The following is a 19,514-nucleotide window of genomic DNA, read 5'->3' on the forward strand; positions in this document are numbered from 1 at the left end:
CCTCCAGGTGGGGCGGGCGGGCGCGTGCGCCGTCGCGGCCGGGGCGCCGCGTCGTCGCCAGGGACGCCGGACACGGCATCGTCCTCGATGCCGACCACGACGCTAGCGAGCCAGTCATCCGATGTCTAGGGTGATCCGGCGCCCGCGGGGGCAGACTGTCCGGGTGCCGGCCGACCCCGGCGCCCCGGGCGCTCGCCCACGACACGGAGGTGACCGGATGGCCGCACCGCTGACCGAGGCCGCGATCGAGAAGGTGCGCGCCCTCATCCGCGGCGGCCACCTCGAACCCGGCCAGCGCCTGCCCGCCGAGGCGGCGCTGTCCGCCCAGCTGGGGGTCAGCCGCTCCAGCCTGCGCGAGGCGGTGCGGGCCCTGGCCACCGCGGGGGTGCTCGACGTGCGGCGCGGGGACGGCACCTTCGTGACCTCCCTGAGCCCCGAGCAGCTCTTCACCGGCATCGGCGAGGCCGTCGACCTCATGCGCGACGAGTCGCTGCTGGAGCTCATGGAGTGCCGCAGGGTCGTCGAACCCCAGGTCACAGCTCTCGCAGCGACACGTGCGACGAGCGCGGACCTCGCCGGCATCCGCCGGCACCTGGAGCTCATGGAGGCCGCCACCGACGAGCAGGACCTCATCGCCCACGACGCCGACTTCCACGCCGCCGTCGCCGCGGCCAGCGGCAACGCGGCCCTCGCCGCGATCCTGCGCGGCATCTCCGGGGTCACGCTGCGCGCCCGGGTCTGGCGCGCCCTGACCGAGGACGGCTCCACGCAGCGCACCATCGCCGAGCACGCCGCCATCCACGCCGCGGTCCGCGACGGCGACGCCCCGCGCGCGGCGGCCGCGGCCCTGCTGCACGTCGCCAACGTCGAGGACTGGATGCGCACGACCATCGGCACGGAACCCCCGCGCGACGCTTGACAAGCACGCGCGCAGCGGTCCACAGTCCCAGTCATCGGACGTCTCCAGGCACCGCCGCCTGGAAAGCCGGCCGTCGACCTCAATGCTCCTCCCCGTTCGCGCACGACGACGTCGTCTCGGAGGCACCTGATGGCACCCACCTTCTCCCGCCGCCAGCTCCTCGGCCTCGGCGGAGGAGCCGCGACCGCGCTGGCCCTGTCCGCCTGCGGCGGGGGCTCGAGCGCGGGCTCCGGCTCCGACAGCTCCGCCACCGACCTCAGCTGGTTCATGTGGAGCGCCTCCACCGCCGAGGTCGACGCTTGGAAGGAGGTGGCCGGCATCGCGGGCGAGGCGTCCGGGTCCACCATCTCCTTCCAGACCGCGGCCTGGAACGACTACTGGACCAAGCTCACCTCGCAGGCCGCCAGCCGCCAGACCACCGACCTGGTGAGCATCCAGTCGCTGCGCGCGCCGCAGTTCGCCGACCTCTTCGTCGACCTCAACGACCACCTGCCCGCCATGGGGGTCTCCGAGTCCGACTTCGACGCCAGCATCCTCGACGCGCTCAAGGTCGACGGGAAGCTCGTCGCGCTGCCCTACGACTTCGGACCGCTCGTCGTCTTCTACAACAAGACCGCCTTCGAGCAGGCCGGCCTGCCGCTGCCCACCGCGGGCTGGACGCAGGACGAGTTCGTCACCGCCGCCAAGACCCTGACCAAGGGGAACACCTACGGCTTCTTCGCCGGTGCGGTGCCCGACAGCATCATCCCCTGGGCGATGAGCCAGCACGGCGTGCAGGCGGTCACCGCGGACGGCGCGCTGGACCTCGACAACGACGAGTGGCGCGACACGCTGAACTGGTACCGCGGTCTCATCACCACCGAGAAGGTCGCCGCCCCCATCCCCGCCGCCAACTCCCAGGCGTCGGCCACCAACCAGTTCCTCGCCGGCAACGCCGCGATGAACATCGACGGCCCCTGGAGCCTCATCAACGCCAAGGCGACCGCGGACTTCGAGGTCGGCATCGCCCCGATGCCGGTCGGCGCCAGCGGCTCCAGGACCGTCAGCGCGGGCTCCGGGTTCGGCGTCTCGGCCGCGGCCGAGGACCCCGAACTGGCCGCGAAGGCCGTCGCCGGGCTGACCGGCGTGGAGGCCGAGACCTACCTCGGCGAGCAGGGGCGCGCCTTCCCCGCCCGCACCGCCCAGCAGTCCTCCTGGTACGAGGGCAACGACCTCGGCGACGCCCAGCAGGTCATCGACGCCATGATCGCCGCCTCCGAGCCCTTCCGGGCCACCGCGAAGTGGACGCAGGTCAACAACGAGTGGGCCAAGTACGCCGTGCCCGCCTTCAACGGCGACGGGTCCGTCGACGACTTCATCGCCAGGGTCATGGCCCAGGCGTGACCGGCGTCCCGCCCGAGACCCGGTCCCGACGTGCTCCCCGACCGGCCTGAGGAGGTCCCATGGCGCTGACCGGCGCCGTCCGCGTCACCGACTCCCGCGAGTCCCCGGCGCCCCCGCGCGGGCCCCGCCGGGGCGACGGCCGCGCCGCGACGGCCTTCCTGCTGCCCGGGGCCATCGGCTTCGTCGCCTTCACGGCGTTCCCGATCCTCGCCTCGCTGGTCATGAGCTTCTACGACTGGCCGGTGCTGGGCGCCCCCAGCTTCGTCGGCCTGGCCAACTTCGCCGAGCTGTTCACCACGGACCCGGTCTTCAAGACCGCCCTGCTCAACACGGCCGTCTTCGTGCTGCTCTACGTGCCGGTCAACATCATGGTCTCGATGGGCCTGGCGGTGTGGATCTCCCCGCGCATCGTGGGGCGCCGCTACTACCGGGTGCTCTTCTTCGTGCCCGCGGTGACGCCCATGGTCGGCAACGCGGTGGTCTTCGGGCTGCTCTACACCCCGCGCGGCCTGCTCGACAGCGTGTCCCAGACGCTGTTCGGGGTGGGCGCCCCCAACTTCCTGGGCTCCAGCACCTGGGCGCTGCCGGCGGTCGTGATGATGTCCGTCTGGCAGGGCTTCGGGTACAACCTGCTCGTCTTCTCCGCGGCGCTGGACGCCGTGCCGCCCTCGCTGACCGAGGCGGCCGCCATCGACGGCGCGGGTCCCGTGCGCCAGTTCTTCTCGGTGGTGCTGCCCCTGCTGAGCCCCTCGCTCTTCTTCGCCACCGTCCTCACGCTCATCAGCTCGTTCCAGGTCTTCGTGCAGCCGTACATCCTCACCGGCGGCGGGCCCGGCAACAGCACGACGACACTGGTGATGTACCTGTACCAGAGCGGCTTCCAGAACTTCCGGCTCGGGTTCGCCTCGGCCATCGCCTGGGTGCTCTTCGTCATCATCATGGTGCTCACCGCCGTCCAGTTCCTCGGCCAGAAGAAGTGGGTGCACTATGACCAGTGACGGCGCCGGCCCCGTCGCGCGCCAGCGCACGCTCGACGTCCCCGCGGGCACCCCGTCCCTGCGCGAGCCGGCACGTCCCGGCGGGGTCGTCCAGCGCCGCCGCCGGCCCCCCGTGATCTCGCAGGCGCTGCTGACGCTCGTGCTGCTGCTCTTCCTGGCCCCCCTGGTCTGGATGGTCCTCTCCAGCCTCAAGAGCGGCGGAGAGATCTTCACCACCCCGCCGCGCCTGTTCGGCGAGAGCCTGCGCTTCGGCAACTACGGCGAAGCCCTCGACTACCTGCCCTTCGTGCGCTTCATGCTCAACACGGCCTTCGTCGCGATCGCGGGCACGCTCATCACGCTGATCACCTCCGCCCTGTCGGCGTACGCCTTCGCGCGGTTGCGCTTCCGGGGCCGCGACTCCCTCTTCCTGGTCTACCTGGGCACGCTCATGGTGCCGCAGGAGGTCGTCGTCGTCCCGATGTTCCTCATCATGAACAGGCTCGGCTGGATCAACACCTTCCAGGCGCTCATCCTCCCCTGGGCGTTCACCGCCTTCGGCACCTTCCTGCTGCGCCAGTTCTTCCTCACCGTGCCCAAGGAGCTGGAGGAGGCCGCGCGCGTCGACGGCGCCGGCCACTGGCGCATCCTCACGCGGATCATCGTGCCGATCTCGGCCCCGGCCTTCGCCGTGCTCGCCGTCTTCACCTTCATCACCTACTGGAACAGCTTCCTGTGGCCCCTCATCGTCACCAACGACGCCTCGACCACGACGGTGCCGCTGGGGCTGAACCTCTTCCTCGGGCAGAACGGCCAGCAGTGGCAGCTCCTCATGGCCGCTGCCACGATCTCCATGGCCCCCACCGCCCTGCTCGTCCTGCTGCTGCAGCGCTACCTCGTCAAGGGCATCGCCCTGTCGGGGCTCGGCGGCCGCTGACCCGTCCCGTCCCCCTCGACCGGAGGTTCCCCGTGTTCGCCGACGACGCCCGCCCGGCGCCCTACCAGCGCTTCGAGCGGCCCCTGCCCACCTGGTTCGCCGAGGCCAAGCTGGGCATCTTCATCCACTGGGGCGCCTACTCGGTGCCCGCCTGGGCCGAGCCGATCGGAGAGCTGGGCACCTTCGAGCCGGAGTACTGGTTCGCGCACAACCCCTACGCGGAGTGGTACTTCAACACCATCCGCATCGAGGGGTCCTCCGCGGCCGAGCACCACCGCAGCACCTACGGCGGTGCGCCCTACGACGACTTCCTCGACGTCTGGAAGGCCGAGGAGTTCGACGCCGACGGCTGGGCGGCGCTGTTCGCCCGCGCCGGCGCCCGCTACGTCGTGCCCACCACCAAGCACCACGACGGCATCTGCCTGTGGGACGCCCCCGGCACCGAGGGCCGCAACACCGTGGCCCGCGGCCCGCAGCGCGACCTCGTCGGCGAGATCGCCGCGGCCACCCGCCGCGCCGGCATGCGCTTCGGCACCTACTACTCCGGCGGGCTGGACTGGCACGCCGCCGACTTCGGCCCGCTGGAGCGCTCGGACTTCGAGCCGCAGCGCCCCAAGGACGAGGCCTACACCGCCTACGCCAACGCCCACGTGCGCGACCTGGTCGACAGGTACACCCCCGACGTGCTGTGGGGGGACATCGAGTGGCCGGACGCGGGCAAGCCCGAGGGGCCGCTGTCCTTCGCCCACGTCCTGGACGCCTTCTACCGGGCGGCGCCCGACGGCGTCGTCAACGACCGCTTCGGCGCCACCCACTGGGACTTCCGCACCAGCGAGTACCAGCAGGGCCGCGACCTGGAGTCCGGGGCCTGGGAGAACTGCCGCGGCATCGGCTACTCCTTCGGCTACAACCAGGTCGAGGGACCCGAGCACCACCTCGACGGCCCCGGTGCCGTGCGGCACCTGCTCGACGTCGTCTCGCGCGGCGGCAACCTGCTGCTCGACGTCGGCCCGACCGCCGCCGGCACGATCCCCGAGCTGCAGCGCCGCTGCCTGGAGCAGCTCGGGGACTGGATGTCCGTGCACGGCGCCGCGGTGCACGCCACCACCGTGCTCGACGCCGCGGTGGCCCGCCCCGGCGACCCGGCCGAGGGCGCGGAAGGCGCCGGCTGGGTGCGCTGGACCCGCGCCGGCGGCACCGCCCACGCCGTGTTCGAGGGCGGGGACCGGGTGCGCCTGGACGCCGACGCCGACCGCCTGGACCCCGCCTCCGCCCGGCTGCTCGACGGCACGCCGGTCGCCGCGCACGCCGCGGGCGGTGCGCTCGAGGTGGAGGTGCCGCTGCGCGCCTACGCGCACGGCCCGGCCGTCGTCGCCCTCGACCTGCGCGGCTGAGCCGCACCCGCACCCCGCACCCCGCACCCGACACCATCGAGAGGCACTGCCGTCCATGAGCTCCACCACGCCGACCGGCCAGAGCAGCACGCAGCGCGACAGCAGCACGCAGCGCGACAGCAGCACGCGGCGCGACTGGGTGCCGGCGCACGTCCCGGCGCCCGACACCGAGGCGGCCCTGGCCGCCGTGCGCGCCGTCGTCGACGCCGGCCCCTTCACCGACACCTGGGAGTCGCTGGCCGCCTACGAGGTGCCGGAGTGGTTCCGCGACGCCAAGTTCGGCATCTTCATGCACTGGGGCGTCTTCTCGGTGCCCGCCTTCGGCAACGAGTGGTACCCGCGCAACTCCTACACCCCGGGCAGCCGTGAGTTCGAGCACCACCGCGCGGTGCACGGGGAGCACACCGACGTCGGCTACAAGGACTTCATCCCGCGCTTCACCATGGACCGGCTGGACCCCGCGGGCCTGGCGCAGCTGTTCCGGCGCGCCGGCGCGCAGTTCGTCGTCCCGGTCGCCGAGCACCACGACGGCGTCGCCCTCTACGACGAGCCGCGCTCGCGCTGGACCAGCGTGAACGTCGGGCCGCACCGCGACCTGCTCGGCGACGTCCTCGACGCGTGCGACGAGCAGTGGCTGGTGCGCGGGGCCTCCACCCACCGCGCGGAGCACTGGTTCTTCTTCCACCCCGGGCGCTCCTTCCCCTCCGACGTGCGCGACGACGCCGAGTTCGCCGACCTGTACGGCCCCGCGATGCCGCAGTCCACCGGGCCGTCGGAGGCCTACCTGGAGGACTGGCTGCTGCGCACGGTGCGGATCGTCGACCGCTACCGCCCGCAGGTGCTCTGGTTCGACTGGTGGATCGAGCACCCCGCCTTCGAGCCGTACCTGCGGGTGCTGGCCGCCTACTACTACAACCGCGCCGCGCAGTGGGGCCGCGGCGTGGTGCTGCAGTACAAGTGGAACGCCTTCCGCGAGGGCACCGCGGTCCTCGACGTCGAGCGCGGGAGCATGGCCGGCACCCACCCGGTGCCCTGGCAGAACGACACCTCCGTCTCGCGAACCTCCTGGGGGTGGGTGGAGGGCCACGAGCACAAGAGCGTGGTCGACCTCGTCGGCGAGCTCGTCGACGTCGTGGCCAAGAACGGGTGCCTGCTGCTGAACATCGGCCCCAGGCCCGACGGCACGGTGCCCGAGGAGGAGGTCGCCCTGCTCGAGGGCCTGGGGGCGTGGCTGGAGCTGTTCGGCGAGGCCGTCTACGGCACCCGCCCGTGGACGGTGCCCGGCGAGGGGCCCACCGCCGTCCCGCAGGGTTCCTTCACCGACCAGCGGTCGCTGGGCTACACCGCCGCGGACCTGCGCTTCACCCGGCGCCGCGACGTCGCCGGCACGTCCCTGTACGTCCTCGGGGTGGTGCGCCCCGAGGACGGCGTCGTGCGGGTGCGCTCCCTGGGCGCCTCCTCCGCGCTGTCCCCGGGCGAGGTCTCGTCGGTGCACCTGATCGGGACGCCCGAGCCGCTGCACGTGGAGCGCACCGACGACGCGCTGCTGATCACCCTGCCCTCGCCGCTGCCGGCGGCCGCCGCGGCGGTGCCGGGTTTCGCGCTGCGCCTCACGGTGCCCGACCCGGCCGCTCCCGCACCGCGCGCCCTGCTGCTGCCCGACATGATGGGCGGGGGCTGAGCGAGCTCCCCGGGAGGGGTTCAGGACGTGGTGAGGACCTGGGTGACGCGGCCGGTGGCCGCTTCGAAGCGCAGTTCGCCGCCGGTGAAGCGCTGCCGCACCCCGCCGGGGACCGCGACCTCCTCGGAGGTGGGCATGCCCAGCGGGGAGCGGTCGGCGCCGGCGGCTTCCCAGTGGGCGCGGAAGGCGCCGTGCACGGTGGCCAGCAGGTACGTGGTGGGCGCGGCCGGGTCGGGGGAGGCGCACAGCACGCCGCCGCTGAAGCGCTGCAGCGCCGCGCGCTGCCCGCCGCTGCTGCTCTCCTCCGCCTCACCGGCCGGGTAGCCGAGGACCCCGCGCTCGAAACCGCGCGCGGCCCAGTAGCTGCGCAGGCGCACCGGCTGCCACCAGCCGCTGTCGTCCAGGTCGGTGACGACGTGCGCTCCGGTGGAGGGCGTCCAGTAGATGCTCGCCCCCGAGGCGAAGTGGTTGTAGCGCCCGACCCCGTCGGGGGTGCCCAGCTCGTCGGTCACCGGCAGGCCCAGGCGGTGCACGGTGGCCTCGTCGCTCCACCGGGGGCCCTGGTAGCGCTCGGCGATGGCGCCGCCGACCAGGTGCGCGGCCGCGCCGGCCCCGGCCGGGGCGTACAGGATGCCGCCCTGGAAGCGCTGGCGCCAGGCGTCGCCGGCGGCACCCTCCGGGATCCAGCCCATCGCGAGGGGTTCGGTGTCGGTCAGCGGCCAGCCCAGCGGGCCGCGCTCGGCGCCGCCGGCCAGCCAGCGCTCGGCCACGGGGCTGTTCCACACCCAGCGCCCGCCCTCCAGCGAGCGGTAGCGCCAGCCGCGCTCGAAGCGCTGGCGGCTCGCGAGAGCGCCGAGCTCCTCGACCTCGGCGACCGGGTAGCCGGGGACGGTGAAGGGCATCAGGCGCTGCCGCTGGTGGGGGTCGTTCCACAGCGCGTCGTCCCCGCGCACGACGTGCGCGCCGGTGGCGGGGCTGGACCAGATGCGCCCGCCGGTGAAGGTGGTGGAGGTCCCCGAGCCGTCGGCGGCCCGCACCTCGCTGCTGGTGGGTGCGCCCAGCGGGCCTGCGGGGCCGCCGGCGGCGCGGTAGCGCTCGGCGGTGGCGGTGCGCACGACGTGACCGCGCCCGTCGGCGCCCACGTGCAGCGCCCCCAGCTGCCCCTTCCAGACGCGCACGCCGCCGATCGTCGCGGGGGTGGGGTCCAGCTGCCCGATCCACTGCGGCTGCCCCGGGGTGTTGGACCCGCTGGCCTCCAGCTCCTCGGGACCGGACCAGCCGTCGCACGGGGCGACGGTGGCGCTGCGCCGGGCCACCTCGGTGCCCTCGGGGCGCTGCAGCAGGCGCACGGTGCTCGTGCCGACCGGCTCGCTCAGCCGCACCGGCGGCTGGGCGTCGCCGACCGCGCCGGTGGCGCTCAGGAAGGTCTCCTCGTCGGCGCCGCCGACCACGTCGTAGCGCTCGGCCTGGTCCGGGCGGCGCCAGGAGACCGACAGGGTGGCGCCGTCCTGGGCGCACAGCGTGGTGGTGCTCAGGGGCGAGGTGGCGCGCTGGGCGCGCGGCACGGCCGACCCCGCGGTCGCTGCGGGCGGTGCGGGGTCGGCCGCCGCGGCTGAAGCGCTCGCGGGAACGAGCAGCGCCGCGCCCAGGCACGTGGTGCCGGCGAGGGCGGCGGCGCGCAGGACGGTGGTGCGCAGGACGGTGGTGCGCAGGACGGTGGTGCGGGGCGCGGGCACGGTGGTTCTCCGGGGAGGGGCCCGAGGGGTCGGGCGCGGGTGCCGGGGAACTCCGGCTCACCCAGCGTAGCCGTGAGATCACTGATCATGAGGCTGTTGCCCCGGAGCGGCTCCCGCACGACTGCGCCGCGGCCGCGGTCAGCCGCGGTCGTGGTCGGTCGAGCGCGCCACCTCGGCGCCCTCCTCCAGCTCGGCCAGCCGAGCGGCCAGGGCGGTGCGCGCGATCTGCAGGGAGTCCGAGCCCAGGGCCTGCCGCAGCCGGCCGGCGCCATCGGCCCGCGCCAGCGCGATCAGGGCTTCCGCGGCCCGATCGGGATCGCCGAGCTGGGTGCCGGGCATCTGCTGGTGCTGGCGGACCATGTCCCGGACGGCCTCGTACCCGTCGAGGTGCGTGTCCGACAGCGACAGGGAGTCCGCCGTGAGGAAGGAGGTGTCGAAGTAGCCGGGTTCGACGAGGTTCACCGAGATGCCGAAGCCGGTCACCTCCGCCGCCAGCGACTCCGTCAGCCCCTCGACGGCGAACTTCGCGGCGCAGTACAGCCCCCACCCGGGGAAGGACGTCACCCCGAGCACGGAGGAGATCGTCACGAGGTGGCCGGACCGCGCCTCGCGCATCACGGGCAGGGCGGCGCGCACGACGTTCCAGGTCCCCCTCACCTGCACGTCGAGCATGGCGGCGACCTGGGCGTCGGTGGTCTCCTCCACGGCGCCCAGGAACCCGTAGCCGGCGTTGTTGACGACGACGTCGAGGTTGCCGAAGCGCTGCGTCGCCCGCTGGACGGCCCCGGTCACCGCCGCGGGGTCGACGAGGTCGACCTCCAGGGCCAGCAGGCGGGAGGTGTCGACCTCGGCGAGGGCGGCGTGCAGCCGCGGGGACGAGCGGGTGGTGGCGACGACCTGGCAGCCGGAGGCCAGCAGCGCCCTGACCAGGGCCAGGCCCAGGCCGCGGGAGGCGCCGGTGACCAGCCAGGTGGCGGGACGGTCGACGGGGTAGGGCATGAGGAGCTCCTCGAACAGCCGGTGGTGGGTGCGTCCGGCGTCCGCCGGCGCCCTTCCAGCGTGTCCGCTCGCCGGTGCCCGCGGGGGCCCGGGAGGTGCCCGGCGGTGCCGGGGGGAGCGGCTTCCCGGGTGCGGCGCACCCCCTCTCGCGGCTCCCGCGCCGGGAGCGCCGGTGCCAGCATGGGGCCATGACGGCGAGTTCCGACCTGGGGGCCTTCCTGCGCGCCTGCCGGGCGGGCACCGAACCGGAGTCGGTGGGGCTGGCCCGCGCCCCGGGTCGCCGGGTGCGGGGTCTGCGCCGCGAGGAGGTGGCGCAGCTGGCCGGGCTCAGCGTCGACTACTACACGCGCCTGGAGCAGGGCCGGCACACCAGCCCCTCGGACAGCGTCGTGGAGGCGCTGGCCGGGGCGATGCACCTCGACGCGGCGGCGGCCGCCCACCTGCGGGACCTGGCCAGGCCGCCCCGGCGCGGGGCGGGCCCGCCGAGCGTGCAGCGCGTGCGGCCGGCCCTGCACCAGCTGCTGGGCTCCCTCAGCGAGCACCCCGCGCTGGTGCTGGGCCGGCGCACCGACGTCCTGGCGACCAACCGGCTGGCCGCCGAGCTGATGACCGACTTCGACGCCCTCCCGGCCCGCCGGCGCAACTACGTGCGGTGGCTGCTGCTGGACCCGGCGGCCCGGGAGGTCTTCCCGGACTGGCGCACCGTCAGCGCCGAGGCGGTGGGCACGCTGCGGCTGGACGCCGGCCGCCACCCCGCGGACGCCCTGCTGGAGCAGCTGGTGGGGGAGCTGACGCTGGGCAGCGAGGAGTTCGCCCGCTGGTGGACCGAGCGCACCGTGCACCAGCGCACCCACGGCAGGAAGCGCTTCCACCACCACCTGGTCGGCGAGCTGGCCCTGGACTTCGAGGCGCTGTCCCTGCCGGGGGACCCCGACCAGACGCTGTTCGTCTACAGCGCCGAGGCGGGCAGCACCTCGCACGAGCGGCTCACGGTCCTCGCCTCCTGGGTCGCCGACCCCCGCGGGCAGCAGGCGCGCTCGCCGCGGACGGGCCCGGCGGCGCAGGGGGGCGGCGAGCCGGACCCTCAGGGGACCAGGCGCTCGGCGCGGTAGCGGTCCACCAGGCGCAGCAGGGAGCGCTCGGTGCTCACGTACCCGGTGAAACCGGCCAGGCGGCTGCGCGTCATGTCGGCCAGCACCTCCACGGGCCGGCCGAGGTCGCTGTCGGTGTGCCACCACGAGGCCACGCGCGACAGGTCCGGTTCGCTCAGGTCGTGCTCGTCGACCAGGCGCGCCCACACCTGCTGCGCGTCGGCCACCTGCTCCTGCAGCGGCTGCGGGTGCTCGCCGGGGCCGGCCCAGGGGACCCCCAGGTGCTCGGCCAGGCGCGGCCACAACCGGCGCCAGCGCACGACGTCGCCGTCGACGACGTTGAAGGCGGTGTCCGCCGCCTGCGGCGTGGTGGCCGCCCAGACCTGGTGGTCGGCCAGCTGGCCGGCGTCGGTGAGGTCCACCACGCCGTTCCACTGAACCTGCGAGCCGGGGAAGGTGAAGGGGCGCCCGGTGGCGCGCGCGATCGCCGCGTAGGCGCCCAGGGTGGAGACGATGTTCATCGCGTTGCCCACCGCGTGCCCGAGGATCGTGTGGGCGCGGTGCACCGACCAGGTGAAGCCGTGGCGGGCGGCCGCGGCGAACAGCTCGTCCTCCTGGGCGTAGTAGAAGTTCGGCGTGTCCAGGCGCTCGGCGTCCTCCAGGAACGGCGTGTCGGGCAGCTCGCCGCGCCCGTAGGCCTCGAAGGGCCCGAGGTAGTGCTTCAGGCCGGTGGCCAGCGCCACGTGGCGCAGCGAGCCCTGCGCACCGAGGGCGGCCAGCAGGTCGCGCACGATGCCGGCGTTGACCTCGATGTTGCGCGCCTCGGTGTCCTGGCGGACCCAGGCGTTGACGAAGACGTGGGTGGGGCGCAGGCCGGCGAGGCGCTCGCGCAGGTCCCGTGCGTCGAGCAGGTCGGCGGCCACGTGCGCGGCGCCGGCGGTGGCCGGGGGGCGGCGCGAGAGCCCGCTGGTGCGCCAGCCGGACTCGACGAGCTGCTGCACCAGCGCGGAGCCGGTGATGCCGGTGGCTCCCACGACCAGGGCGTGCGCACCGGGCGGAGGTGTGCGCACCGGTGTCGGGGCGCGGTCGGGCAGGAGGGCGGCGGACGGGGCCATGTCCACCACAGTACCCATGGTCGTCACTATGATGTTCACCGTGCCTGCCGCTGAACCCGATGCCGAACCCGGTTCCGCGGGCGCTCCGCCCCTGGAGGTGCGCCTGGCGCAGGCGCTGCGCGCCGCGCGGTTGGCCCGCGGGTTCTCCACGGCCGCGCTCGCGCAGCTCTCGGGGGTGTCCCGCGCGATGATCGTCAAGGTGGAGCGCGGGGACAGCCAGCCCACCGCGGCGCTGCTGGGGCGCCTGTGCGCGGCCCTCGGGCTGACGCTGTCGGAGCTGTTCGGGCGGGTCGAGCAGCCGCTCGCGCACAGCCTGCGCCTGCTGCGGGCGCAGGACCAGCGCGAGTGGGAGGACCCGGCCACCGGCTACCTGCGCCGCGTGCTGTCGCCGGCGGCCGGTGGTCCGCTGCAGCTGACCCGGATCGAGCTGCCGGCCGGGGCGTCGGTGTCGTACCCGGCGGACGCCTACGCGGGGATCCACCAGCAGGTGTGGGTGCTGAGCGGCGACCTGGAGGTCCACGAGGGCGCCGAGGCGCACCGGCTGGCGGCCGGGGACTGCCTGGAGCTGGGACCGCCGCGCGAGTGCACCTTCACCAACCCCGGCGCCGCACCCGTGCGCTACCTCGTCGCCGTCGCGCACCGCCGCCCCTGACGCCCCTCCCCGCCGTGCCGCGGGCACGGCGCCCGCGCGGTGCTAGCGCTCCGGCGTACCATCGATGCGTGCCGACGGCCGAGGACACCGGGATCCGCGCCGCGCTGCTGGCCGCGGCGGAGCGGCAGCTGACGGGCTCCGCCGACGGCGACGTCGCCACCCGGGCGGTGTGCCAGGAGGCCGGGGTCACGCAACCGGTCCTCTACCGCCTCTTCGGCGACAAGCAGGGCCTGCTCGACGCCCTGGCCGAGGTGGCGCTGCAACGCTACGCGCAGCGCAAGCAGGAGCTGGAGGTCACCGGCGACCCCGTCGCCGACCTGCGCGCCGGGTGGGACGACCACACCGCCTTCGCCCTGGAGAACCCCGCGCTGTACCGGCTGATGTTCACCCCGCGCCCCGGCTCGGCCTCCGCCGTGCACCGGCGGATCCTCGCCCTGCTCGAGGCCACCCTGGTGCGGTGCGCGGCCGCCGGGGCGCTCACGACGACCCCGCGCCGGGCGGCGCAGCTCGTCCTGCCGGCCAACATCGGCCTCGCGCTGAACCTCATCGCCCAGCCCGCCCTCTTCGACGACCCCGAGCTGTCCCACCGCACCCGCGAGGCGGTGTTCGCCGCGGTCCTCGACGAGAGCGCCGCGTCGACGACGACGCACCCGGTGCGCGACGCCGCCCGACGCCTGCACGCCCAGCTCCTGCTCGGGGGCACCCCCGTGCTCGAGCAGGCCGAAGCGGCTCTGCTCACCCGCTGGCTCGAACGCCTCGACGCCGCGACCTGAGCGCCGGCACCCACCTCCGCCGACGTCGACCCGGACCTGTTCGCCGGACCCGTCGGCCCCCGCGACGACGCCCTCGTCGGTTTCGAGGAGTTCCGGGCACCGGTGGGCGACCGGGCGCTGGCCGCCCTGGTGTGGCGGCTGACCGAGGAGATGACTTCCGCGGAACCCCTGGCCGTCCGCTGAGCCCACCCCGCCCGGGGTTCCGGGGTGGCCGGTGCCCGGTGGGTGGGTGAGGATCGTGAGGTGCCCGTGCTGCCGCCCCCGCCGCTCGAGCGCGACGGCGTCCTGGACTGGGTGGGCACCCACCTGGGTCACCTGGCCTGGGAGCCCGGCAGCGTGGTGGCCTCGCCGGTCCGCGGCGGGCAGGCGGCGGCCGACGCCGCGCTGGCCGGGCTCGACCTCAGCGGGTACGCCTCCAGGCGCAGCGAGGTGTGGCCGCGCGAGCGGCGCGGCAGCAGCCGCCTCTCCCCGTACGTCCGCCACGGGCTGCTGACGCTGCCGGCGGTGTGGGCGGCCGCGGCCGGCGCGCCCGCCCGCGACCGCGCGAAGTTCCGCGACGAGCTGCTGTGGCAGGAGTACGCCCGCCACCTGTACGCCCGCCTGGGTCCGGCGACGGCGCGACCGCTGCGCTTCGCCGACCCCGTGCCCGTCCCCTCGCCCGTCCCGGTGCAGCCGTGGGTGCGCGAGCCCTGGCCCGCCGACATGGCCTGCGTGGCCACCACCACGGCGGAGCTGCACGAGGAGGGTTGGTTGGTGAACCAGACCCGGATGTGGCTGGCCTCCCAGCACTCCGTGCGCGCCGGCGGTGACTGGCGCGCGGGAGCGCGCGAGATGTACCGCCACCTGCTGGACGGTTCGGCGGCCGCCAACCGGCTGGGGTGGCAGTGGGCGGTGGGCACCGCCACGGGCAAGGTGTACGGCTTCAGCCGCTGGCAGGTGGAGAAGCGCGCGCCGGGCCTGTGCGGCACGTGCGCGCTGCAGCGGGCGTGCCCGATCCAGGAGTGGCCCGAGGTCCAGGCGGGCCCGCGCCTGGACGCGGGACCGGCCCTGGCCGGTGGGCCCGGCTGGGAGGGGGAGAGCGGTGCGGGTCCGCGCCGCGCCGAGGTCAGCGCCCCGCCGGAGGCGGTGTGGTTGACGGCGGAGTCGCTGGGCCGCAGCGACCCGGCGCTGGTGGCGCACCCCGACCTGCCGGCGGTGTTCGTCCTCGACGAGCCGCTGCTGGCGCGGTTGCGCCTGTCGGGCAAGCGGTTGGTGTTCCTGGCCGAGACGCTGGCCGAGCTGGGCTGCGAGGTGCGCCTGGGCGATCCCGTGCGCGAGCTGGCCGGGCGCCGGCTCGCGGTGACGCACGCGCCCGTGCCGGGGTTCGCGCGCCGGGCCGCGCGCCTGGACGTCGTGGCGCGCCACCCCTGGCCGTGGTTGCGGCGGCCGGGGTCGGGCTCGCTGCGCTCCTTCAGCGCCTGGGCGCGCTCAGCGCGCTGACGCGCCCTCCCGGCGGGTCAGCGGTCGTAGTGCCCGGCGTCGATGTCCTCCAGCAGCGTGGGACCGCTCGGCCGCCAGCCGAGCAGTTCGCGCGTGCGCGCGCTGGAGGCGGGGACGTCGGCGGCGAGGAACGCGCCGACGAAGGGCAGTTCCTGCGCGAGGCGCTCCGGCGGCACCGACTCGGTGGGCAGGTGCAGGCGGCGCGCGAGCGCCGTGACGACCTCGCGCACGGGAACGCCCTCCTCGGCCGCGGCGTGGACGACCGAGCCGGCGGGGGCCTGCTCCAGGGCGAGGCGCACCAGGACGGCGGTGTCGGAGCGGTGCACCGCCGGCCAGCGGTTGGTGCCGGTCCCGGGGTAGGCCGCGCGGCCCGTGCGGCGGGCGTGCTCGGCGACGATGGCGATGAAACCCCGGTCGCCCGCGCCGTGCACGGTCGGCGCGAACCGGGCGCTGACGACGCGCACGCCCTTCTCGGCGTAACCCAGGGCCAGGTTCTCCGCACCACCGCGGGGGGAGTCGACCCCGTGGGCGTCGCTGCGGTCGTCCTCCTCGGCGGGCCGCCCGAGCCCGGAGCGCCCGAGGCCGGGCAGGGCGAGCCCGGCGGCGAGGACGAGGGGGCGCCCGGAACCCGAGAGCGCCTCAGCCAAGGTCTCCACGGCGGCGCGCTCGGCCCGGTCGGATTCCCCCGGGTCCGTCCAGTCGTGCTTGTTGGCCAGGTGGACGACGCCCTCCGCGGACTCGGCGCCCCGGCGCAGGGCGGCGAGGTCGTCGAGGTCCCCGCGCAGGACCTCGGCCCCCCGGGCCCGGACGGCGGCCGCGGAGGCCTCGGAGCGGGCCAGGCCCAGGACGTCGTGGCCCGCGGAGAGCAGTTCGGGGACGACGGCCGATCCGATGAACCCCGATGCCCCGGTGACGAAGACGCGCATGACGGATGTCCTTTCGATGTCAGTGACTGTCATCACGACCGTAGCAGTCATGTCGGTCACTGTCATCGGTTAGGGTCCGGGGATGGGACGCTGGCAGCCGGGTGCGCGGGAGCGGCTGCAGCAGGCGGCGCTGGAGCTGTTCGGCGAGCAGGGCTTCGACGCCACGAGCGTCGCGGGCATCGCCGAGCGGGCCGGCGTCACCGAGCGCACCTTCTTCCGGCACTACGCCGACAAGCGCGAGGTGCTCTTCGTCGGTGAGGAGGAGCTGCGCGAGTCGTTCGTGCGCGCCGTCGCGTCCGGACCGGCCGGGGCCCCGGCGCTCGAGCTGGTCGGCGCTGCGCTCGATGCGGCGGGGACGGTCCTCGAGGCGACCCGCGACCGTCGCCACGCCCGCGCGCGGCAACGGATCGTCGATGCGCACCCCGCGCTCCAGGAGCGCGAGCTGCTGAAGCTCACCACGCTCGTGGGCGCACTGGCCGCCGCCCTCACCGCCCGCGGCGTCCCCGCGCTGCGCGCCCGCCTGGCCGCGGAGCTGACGGTGTCGGTGTTCGTCACGGCCTTCGGCCTCTGGATCGCCGACGGCGAGGACCGCGGCCTCGTGCAGCTGCAGCGCGAGGCGCTGCAGGAGGTGCGCGCCGTCGTCAGCGGGTCGAGCTGACCGCCGCGGCCCCCACCGCGACGCCCGCACCCGGGCAGCGGGTCCGGCGCCCCGGAGCCGGCGACCACGGCCACCGAGCGGCGCGCCCGCGCCTCAGGGCAGCTCGAGCGTGGTCACCCGGCGCAGGTGGGCCTTGACGTCGTCCACCATGTCCAGCCGCTTGCCGGTCAGCAGCCACTGCACCTGCAGGCCGTCCATGAGCGCGACCAGGGCACGACCCTCCCGCTGCGGCTGCACGCCGTCGCGCAGCCGTCCCCGGGCGCCGAGCTGCTCGAAGACGCGGCAGGTGAGCCCGACGATGGCGGCGTAGCGCTGCCGGAAGTACTCGTGCGCGGGGTGGTCGGGGCTGGTGGCCTCCGCGGAGAGGGTGCAGTACAGCTCCACCAGGCCGGGGGTGCGCTGGTTGTGCTCGACCAGCCGCAGCAGCGCGTGCAGCACGGCCTCCGGGTCGTCCTCGTCGGCCCCGGTGAGGCCGTGGTCGCGCTCGTCGCGCGCGCGCAGCACCGCCGCGAGCAGGTCGTCCTTGGTCGGGAAGTGGTGCATCAGCCCCTGCGGGGACATCCCGATGCGCTCGGCGACCTCGCGCAGGGAACTGCTGCGGTAGCCGGAGGAGGCGAAGACGTCCGTCGCGGCCTCGACGATCTCCCGGCGCCGCCGCGCGGACTTGGCGTACTCCCCGCGCGGTCGCGACGTGGCAGCTCGTGCAGGCACCCGGTCACCGTACCCGCGGGGTCGCGGCCGGCAGGTGGCGACATCAACTTCTCTCGATCATGAGAAATTGATGTGCGGTGCCCGTGCCCGAGCGACGACGCCGGGTGACGTGCCACGCAGGTTCGACGGAGGACCGTGGACGGACGACCTCCCGTCCTGCTCCCGACCCGCGGGACGAGCGCGAGCAGCCCGGCCACCGGTCGGTGGCCGGGCTGCTCGCGCGTCCGGTGCTGCTGCGGGTCGGGCGGGTGCGGGGTCGGGCGGTGCGGGGTCAGCCCTTGACGGAGCCCTCGGTCAGCCCGCCGCGCCAGAAGCGCTGCAGGACGACCATGAGGATGACCAGCGGGACGACCGAGACGAGCACGCCGGCCGTGGTGAGCTCGTAGAACTCCGGCAGGCGGTCCACCTGGGCGCGCCAGTTCACCAGGCCGACGGTGATCGGGTACAGCCGCTCGTCGGCGATCATGATGAGTGGCAGCAGGTAGTTGTTCCAGATCCCGACGAACTGGAACAGGAAGACGGTCACCAGCGCCGGCGCCATCATGCGCAGGCCGAAGGTGTGGAAGATGCGCAGCTCTCCCGCGCCGTCGAGGCGGGCGGACTCCACCAGGGACGGCGGCACGACCGCGGCGGCGAAGATGCGGCACAGGAAGAAGCCGAACGGCGACACGAAGCTGGGCAGCAGCACGCCCAGGTAGGTGTCGGTCAGCCCCATGGTGCTGAACAGCAGGAACAGCGGCAGGGCGGTGGCGGTGCCGGGCACGAGCACACCGCCGAGGACCAGGCCGAAGACGGTGTCCTTGCCCTTGAAGTCGTACACCGCCAGCGCGTAGCCGCCGGCGGCCGCCAGGTAGGTCGCCACCAGCGCGCCGCCGCCGGCGTACAGGACGCTGTTGAGGAACCAGCGCACGAAGACGCCGTCGTCGAAGGCGAAGACCTGCCGGACGTTCTCGAAGAGCTGGACGTCGCCGAACCAGAACCCGTTGGTGGTGAACAGCTCCTCGGTGGACTTGGTGGCGGCGACCACCACCCAGTACACGGGCACCAGGAAGTACACGGCGACGACGATCAGCACCGCGGTGACCAGGATGGTCCGCGCCGCGGGCGGTCGGGTGGCGCCGCGGCGCGGTGCGCGCTGCACGGCCCCGATGGTGGCGAGGCGGTCCTCCTCGGGGCGGACGGCGGTCACGATTCCCTCCGGGAGACCAGGCGCAGGAAGGCGAAGGACAGGACGAAGGCGGCCAGGGCGATGATGACGGCTTGCGCCGAGGCCACGCCGTAGTCGTTGTAGGAGAAGGCCGAGGAGTACGCGGCGAAGTTGGGGGTGTACTTGGCGTCGATGGCCGGGGACACCGTGCGCAGCACCTGCGGCTCGGCGAACAGCTGCAGGGTGCCGATGATGGAGAAGACCGTCGTCAGCACCAGCGCCGGGCGGATCAGCGGCAGCTGCACCGACCACGCCAGGCGCAGCGGGCCGGCGCCGTCGACCTTGGCGGCCTCGTACACCTCACCGGGGATCGCCTTGAGCTGGGCGATGACGATGAGCATGTTGTAGCCGGCGTAGGACCAGGTGACGATGTTGGCGATGGACCACAGGACGGCCTGCGGGCCCAGCAGGTCCACCTCCAGGCCCAGCCCCTGCAGGGCGGCGACGATGGGGGAGAAGCCCGGCAGGTACAGGAACGACCACAGGATGCTGGCGATCACGCCCGGGATGCCGTAGGGGATGAAGTACGCGGCCCGGAAGAAGGACGGCCACTTCGCCGAGGCCGACTCCAGCAGCAGCGCCAGGACCGTCACCGCGACGATCATCACGGGGACCTGCACGATGCCGAAGAGCAGCACGCGCCAGATGGAGGCGGTGAAGGCGGGGTCGGCCAGGGCCCGGGAGTAGTTGTCGAAGCCGGCGAAGGCGGAGGTGATGCCCTCCTCGCCGAAGAGGCCCTGCCGCTGCACGCTGGTGAAGCTCTGCCCGATCGCGTAGACGATCGGCACCAGGAAGGTCAGCGCGAACAGCACGAGGAAGGGCGACAGCAGCAGCCAGGGCGCGCGGTGCTGGGCCGCGCCGGCGCGGCCCAGCACC

18 protein-coding genes are annotated in these 19,514 nt (G+C 74.5%); 11 read left to right on the forward strand and 7 right to left on the reverse strand.

What is annotated here, in order from left to right:
* The first annotated feature begins 217 nt into the window (after positions 1 to 217).
* The 6 genes from GTQ99_RS07185 (at position 218) to GTQ99_RS07210 (ending at position 7,291) form a co-directional block, all read left to right on the forward strand.
* A complete protein-coding gene (locus GTQ99_RS07185) occupies positions 218 to 919 on the forward strand; it encodes a FadR/GntR family transcriptional regulator (protein ID WP_166615061.1) in 702 nt (233 codons plus the stop codon).
* Between the two features lie 129 nt (positions 920 to 1,048).
* The gene (locus GTQ99_RS07190; protein ID WP_166615062.1) at positions 1,049 to 2,302 is read left to right on the forward strand and encodes an ABC transporter substrate-binding protein; all 1,254 of its coding nucleotides are present in this window, start codon (positions 1,049 to 1,051) and stop codon (positions 2,300 to 2,302) included.
* A gap of 59 nt (positions 2,303 to 2,361) precedes the next feature.
* On the forward strand, positions 2,362 to 3,300 hold the full coding sequence (locus GTQ99_RS07195; protein ID WP_166615063.1) for a carbohydrate ABC transporter permease: 939 nt from the start codon (positions 2,362 to 2,364) through the stop codon (positions 3,298 to 3,300).
* A complete protein-coding gene (locus tag GTQ99_RS07200) occupies positions 3,290 to 4,216 on the forward strand; it encodes a carbohydrate ABC transporter permease (protein ID WP_166615064.1) in 927 nt (308 codons plus the stop codon). Before GTQ99_RS07195 ends, GTQ99_RS07200 begins: the two co-directional genes overlap by 11 nt.
* Positions 4,217 to 4,248: 32 nt before the next feature.
* Positions 4,249 to 5,610, forward strand: a complete 1,362-nt coding sequence (locus GTQ99_RS07205) for an alpha-L-fucosidase (protein ID WP_166615065.1) — start codon at positions 4,249 to 4,251, stop codon at positions 5,608 to 5,610.
* A gap of 55 nt (positions 5,611 to 5,665) precedes the next feature.
* Entirely contained in the window at positions 5,666 to 7,291 is a 1,626-nt protein-coding gene (locus GTQ99_RS07210; protein ID WP_166615066.1) for an alpha-L-fucosidase, read from the forward strand.
* 20 nt (positions 7,292 to 7,311) lie between these two features.
* On the opposite strand, the gene GTQ99_RS26695 is transcribed toward GTQ99_RS07210, so the two are convergent.
* Together GTQ99_RS26695 and GTQ99_RS07220 are read right to left on the reverse strand one after the other, a co-directional pair.
* Positions 7,312 to 9,027, reverse strand: coding sequence for an LGFP repeat-containing protein (locus GTQ99_RS26695; RefSeq protein ID WP_166615067.1), 1,716 nt, complete (start codon positions 9,025 to 9,027; stop codon positions 7,312 to 7,314).
* Positions 9,028 to 9,165: 138 nt separating this feature from the next.
* The gene (locus tag GTQ99_RS07220) at positions 9,166 to 10,026 is read right to left on the reverse strand and encodes an SDR family NAD(P)-dependent oxidoreductase (RefSeq protein WP_166615068.1); all 861 of its coding nucleotides are present in this window, start codon (positions 10,024 to 10,026) and stop codon (positions 9,166 to 9,168) included.
* Positions 10,027 to 10,214: 188 nt separating this feature from the next.
* On the opposite strand from GTQ99_RS07220, the gene GTQ99_RS07225 reads away from it, so the two are divergent.
* Positions 10,215 to 11,138, forward strand: coding sequence for a helix-turn-helix domain-containing protein (locus tag GTQ99_RS07225; protein WP_166615069.1), 924 nt, complete (start codon positions 10,215 to 10,217; stop codon positions 11,136 to 11,138).
* Here the strand turns inward: GTQ99_RS07225 and GTQ99_RS07230 are convergent.
* A complete protein-coding gene (locus tag GTQ99_RS07230) occupies positions 11,111 to 12,250 on the reverse strand; it encodes an SDR family oxidoreductase (protein WP_240896942.1) in 1,140 nt (379 codons plus the stop codon). The two genes, GTQ99_RS07225 and GTQ99_RS07230, sit on opposite strands and share 28 nt — an antisense overlap.
* Before the next feature lie 22 nt (positions 12,251 to 12,272).
* Here GTQ99_RS07230 and GTQ99_RS07235 point away from each other — a divergent pair, with 22 nt between their 5' ends.
* The 3 genes from GTQ99_RS07235 to GTQ99_RS07245 all read left to right on the forward strand — a co-directional run bounded on the left by GTQ99_RS07235 (position 12,273) and on the right by GTQ99_RS07245 (position 15,136).
* Entirely contained in the window at positions 12,273 to 12,884 is a 612-nt protein-coding gene (locus GTQ99_RS07235) for a helix-turn-helix domain-containing protein (RefSeq protein WP_338074786.1), read from the forward strand.
* A gap of 68 nt (positions 12,885 to 12,952) precedes the next feature.
* A complete protein-coding gene (locus GTQ99_RS07240; RefSeq protein WP_166615070.1) occupies positions 12,953 to 13,657 on the forward strand; it encodes a TetR family transcriptional regulator in 705 nt (234 codons plus the stop codon).
* Between the two features lie 243 nt (positions 13,658 to 13,900).
* On the forward strand, positions 13,901 to 15,136 hold the full coding sequence (locus GTQ99_RS07245) for an FAD-binding domain-containing protein (RefSeq protein ID WP_338074787.1): 1,236 nt from the start codon (positions 13,901 to 13,903) through the stop codon (positions 15,134 to 15,136).
* Positions 15,137 to 15,153: 17 nt separating this feature from the next.
* Here the strand turns inward: GTQ99_RS07245 and GTQ99_RS07250 are convergent, their stop codons facing one another.
* Positions 15,154 to 16,062 carry an SDR family oxidoreductase gene (locus GTQ99_RS07250; RefSeq protein ID WP_166615071.1) on the reverse strand — a complete coding sequence of 303 codons (909 nt, stop codon included), beginning with the start codon at positions 16,060 to 16,062 and terminating at the stop codon, positions 15,154 to 15,156.
* Positions 16,063 to 16,144: 82 nt separating this feature from the next.
* Between GTQ99_RS07250 and GTQ99_RS07255 the strand changes: the two genes are divergently transcribed.
* Positions 16,145 to 16,720, forward strand: a complete 576-nt coding sequence (locus GTQ99_RS07255) for a TetR family transcriptional regulator (RefSeq protein WP_166615072.1) — start codon at positions 16,145 to 16,147, stop codon at positions 16,718 to 16,720.
* 93 nt (positions 16,721 to 16,813) lie between these two features.
* On the opposite strand, the gene GTQ99_RS07260 is transcribed toward GTQ99_RS07255, so the two are convergent.
* The 3 genes from GTQ99_RS07260 to GTQ99_RS07270 form a co-directional block, all read right to left on the reverse strand.
* Positions 16,814 to 17,431, reverse strand: coding sequence for a TetR family transcriptional regulator (locus GTQ99_RS07260; protein WP_166615073.1), 618 nt, complete (start codon positions 17,429 to 17,431; stop codon positions 16,814 to 16,816).
* Between the two features lie 271 nt (positions 17,432 to 17,702).
* Complete coding sequence (locus tag GTQ99_RS26700) at positions 17,703 to 18,620, reverse strand: carbohydrate ABC transporter permease (RefSeq protein ID WP_338074788.1); 918 nt, start codon at positions 18,618 to 18,620, stop codon at positions 17,703 to 17,705.
* A complete protein-coding gene (locus GTQ99_RS07270) occupies positions 18,617 to 19,513 on the reverse strand; it encodes a carbohydrate ABC transporter permease (RefSeq protein WP_166615074.1) in 897 nt (298 codons plus the stop codon). The genes GTQ99_RS26700 and GTQ99_RS07270 overlap by 4 nt, the downstream gene beginning before the upstream one ends.
* Between the last annotated feature and the right edge of the window lies 1 nt (position 19,514).

The sequence above is a fragment of the Kineococcus vitellinus genome, from assembly GCF_009906315.1.
Classification (GTDB): domain Bacteria; phylum Actinomycetota; class Actinomycetes; order Actinomycetales; family Kineococcaceae; genus Kineococcus; species Kineococcus vitellinus.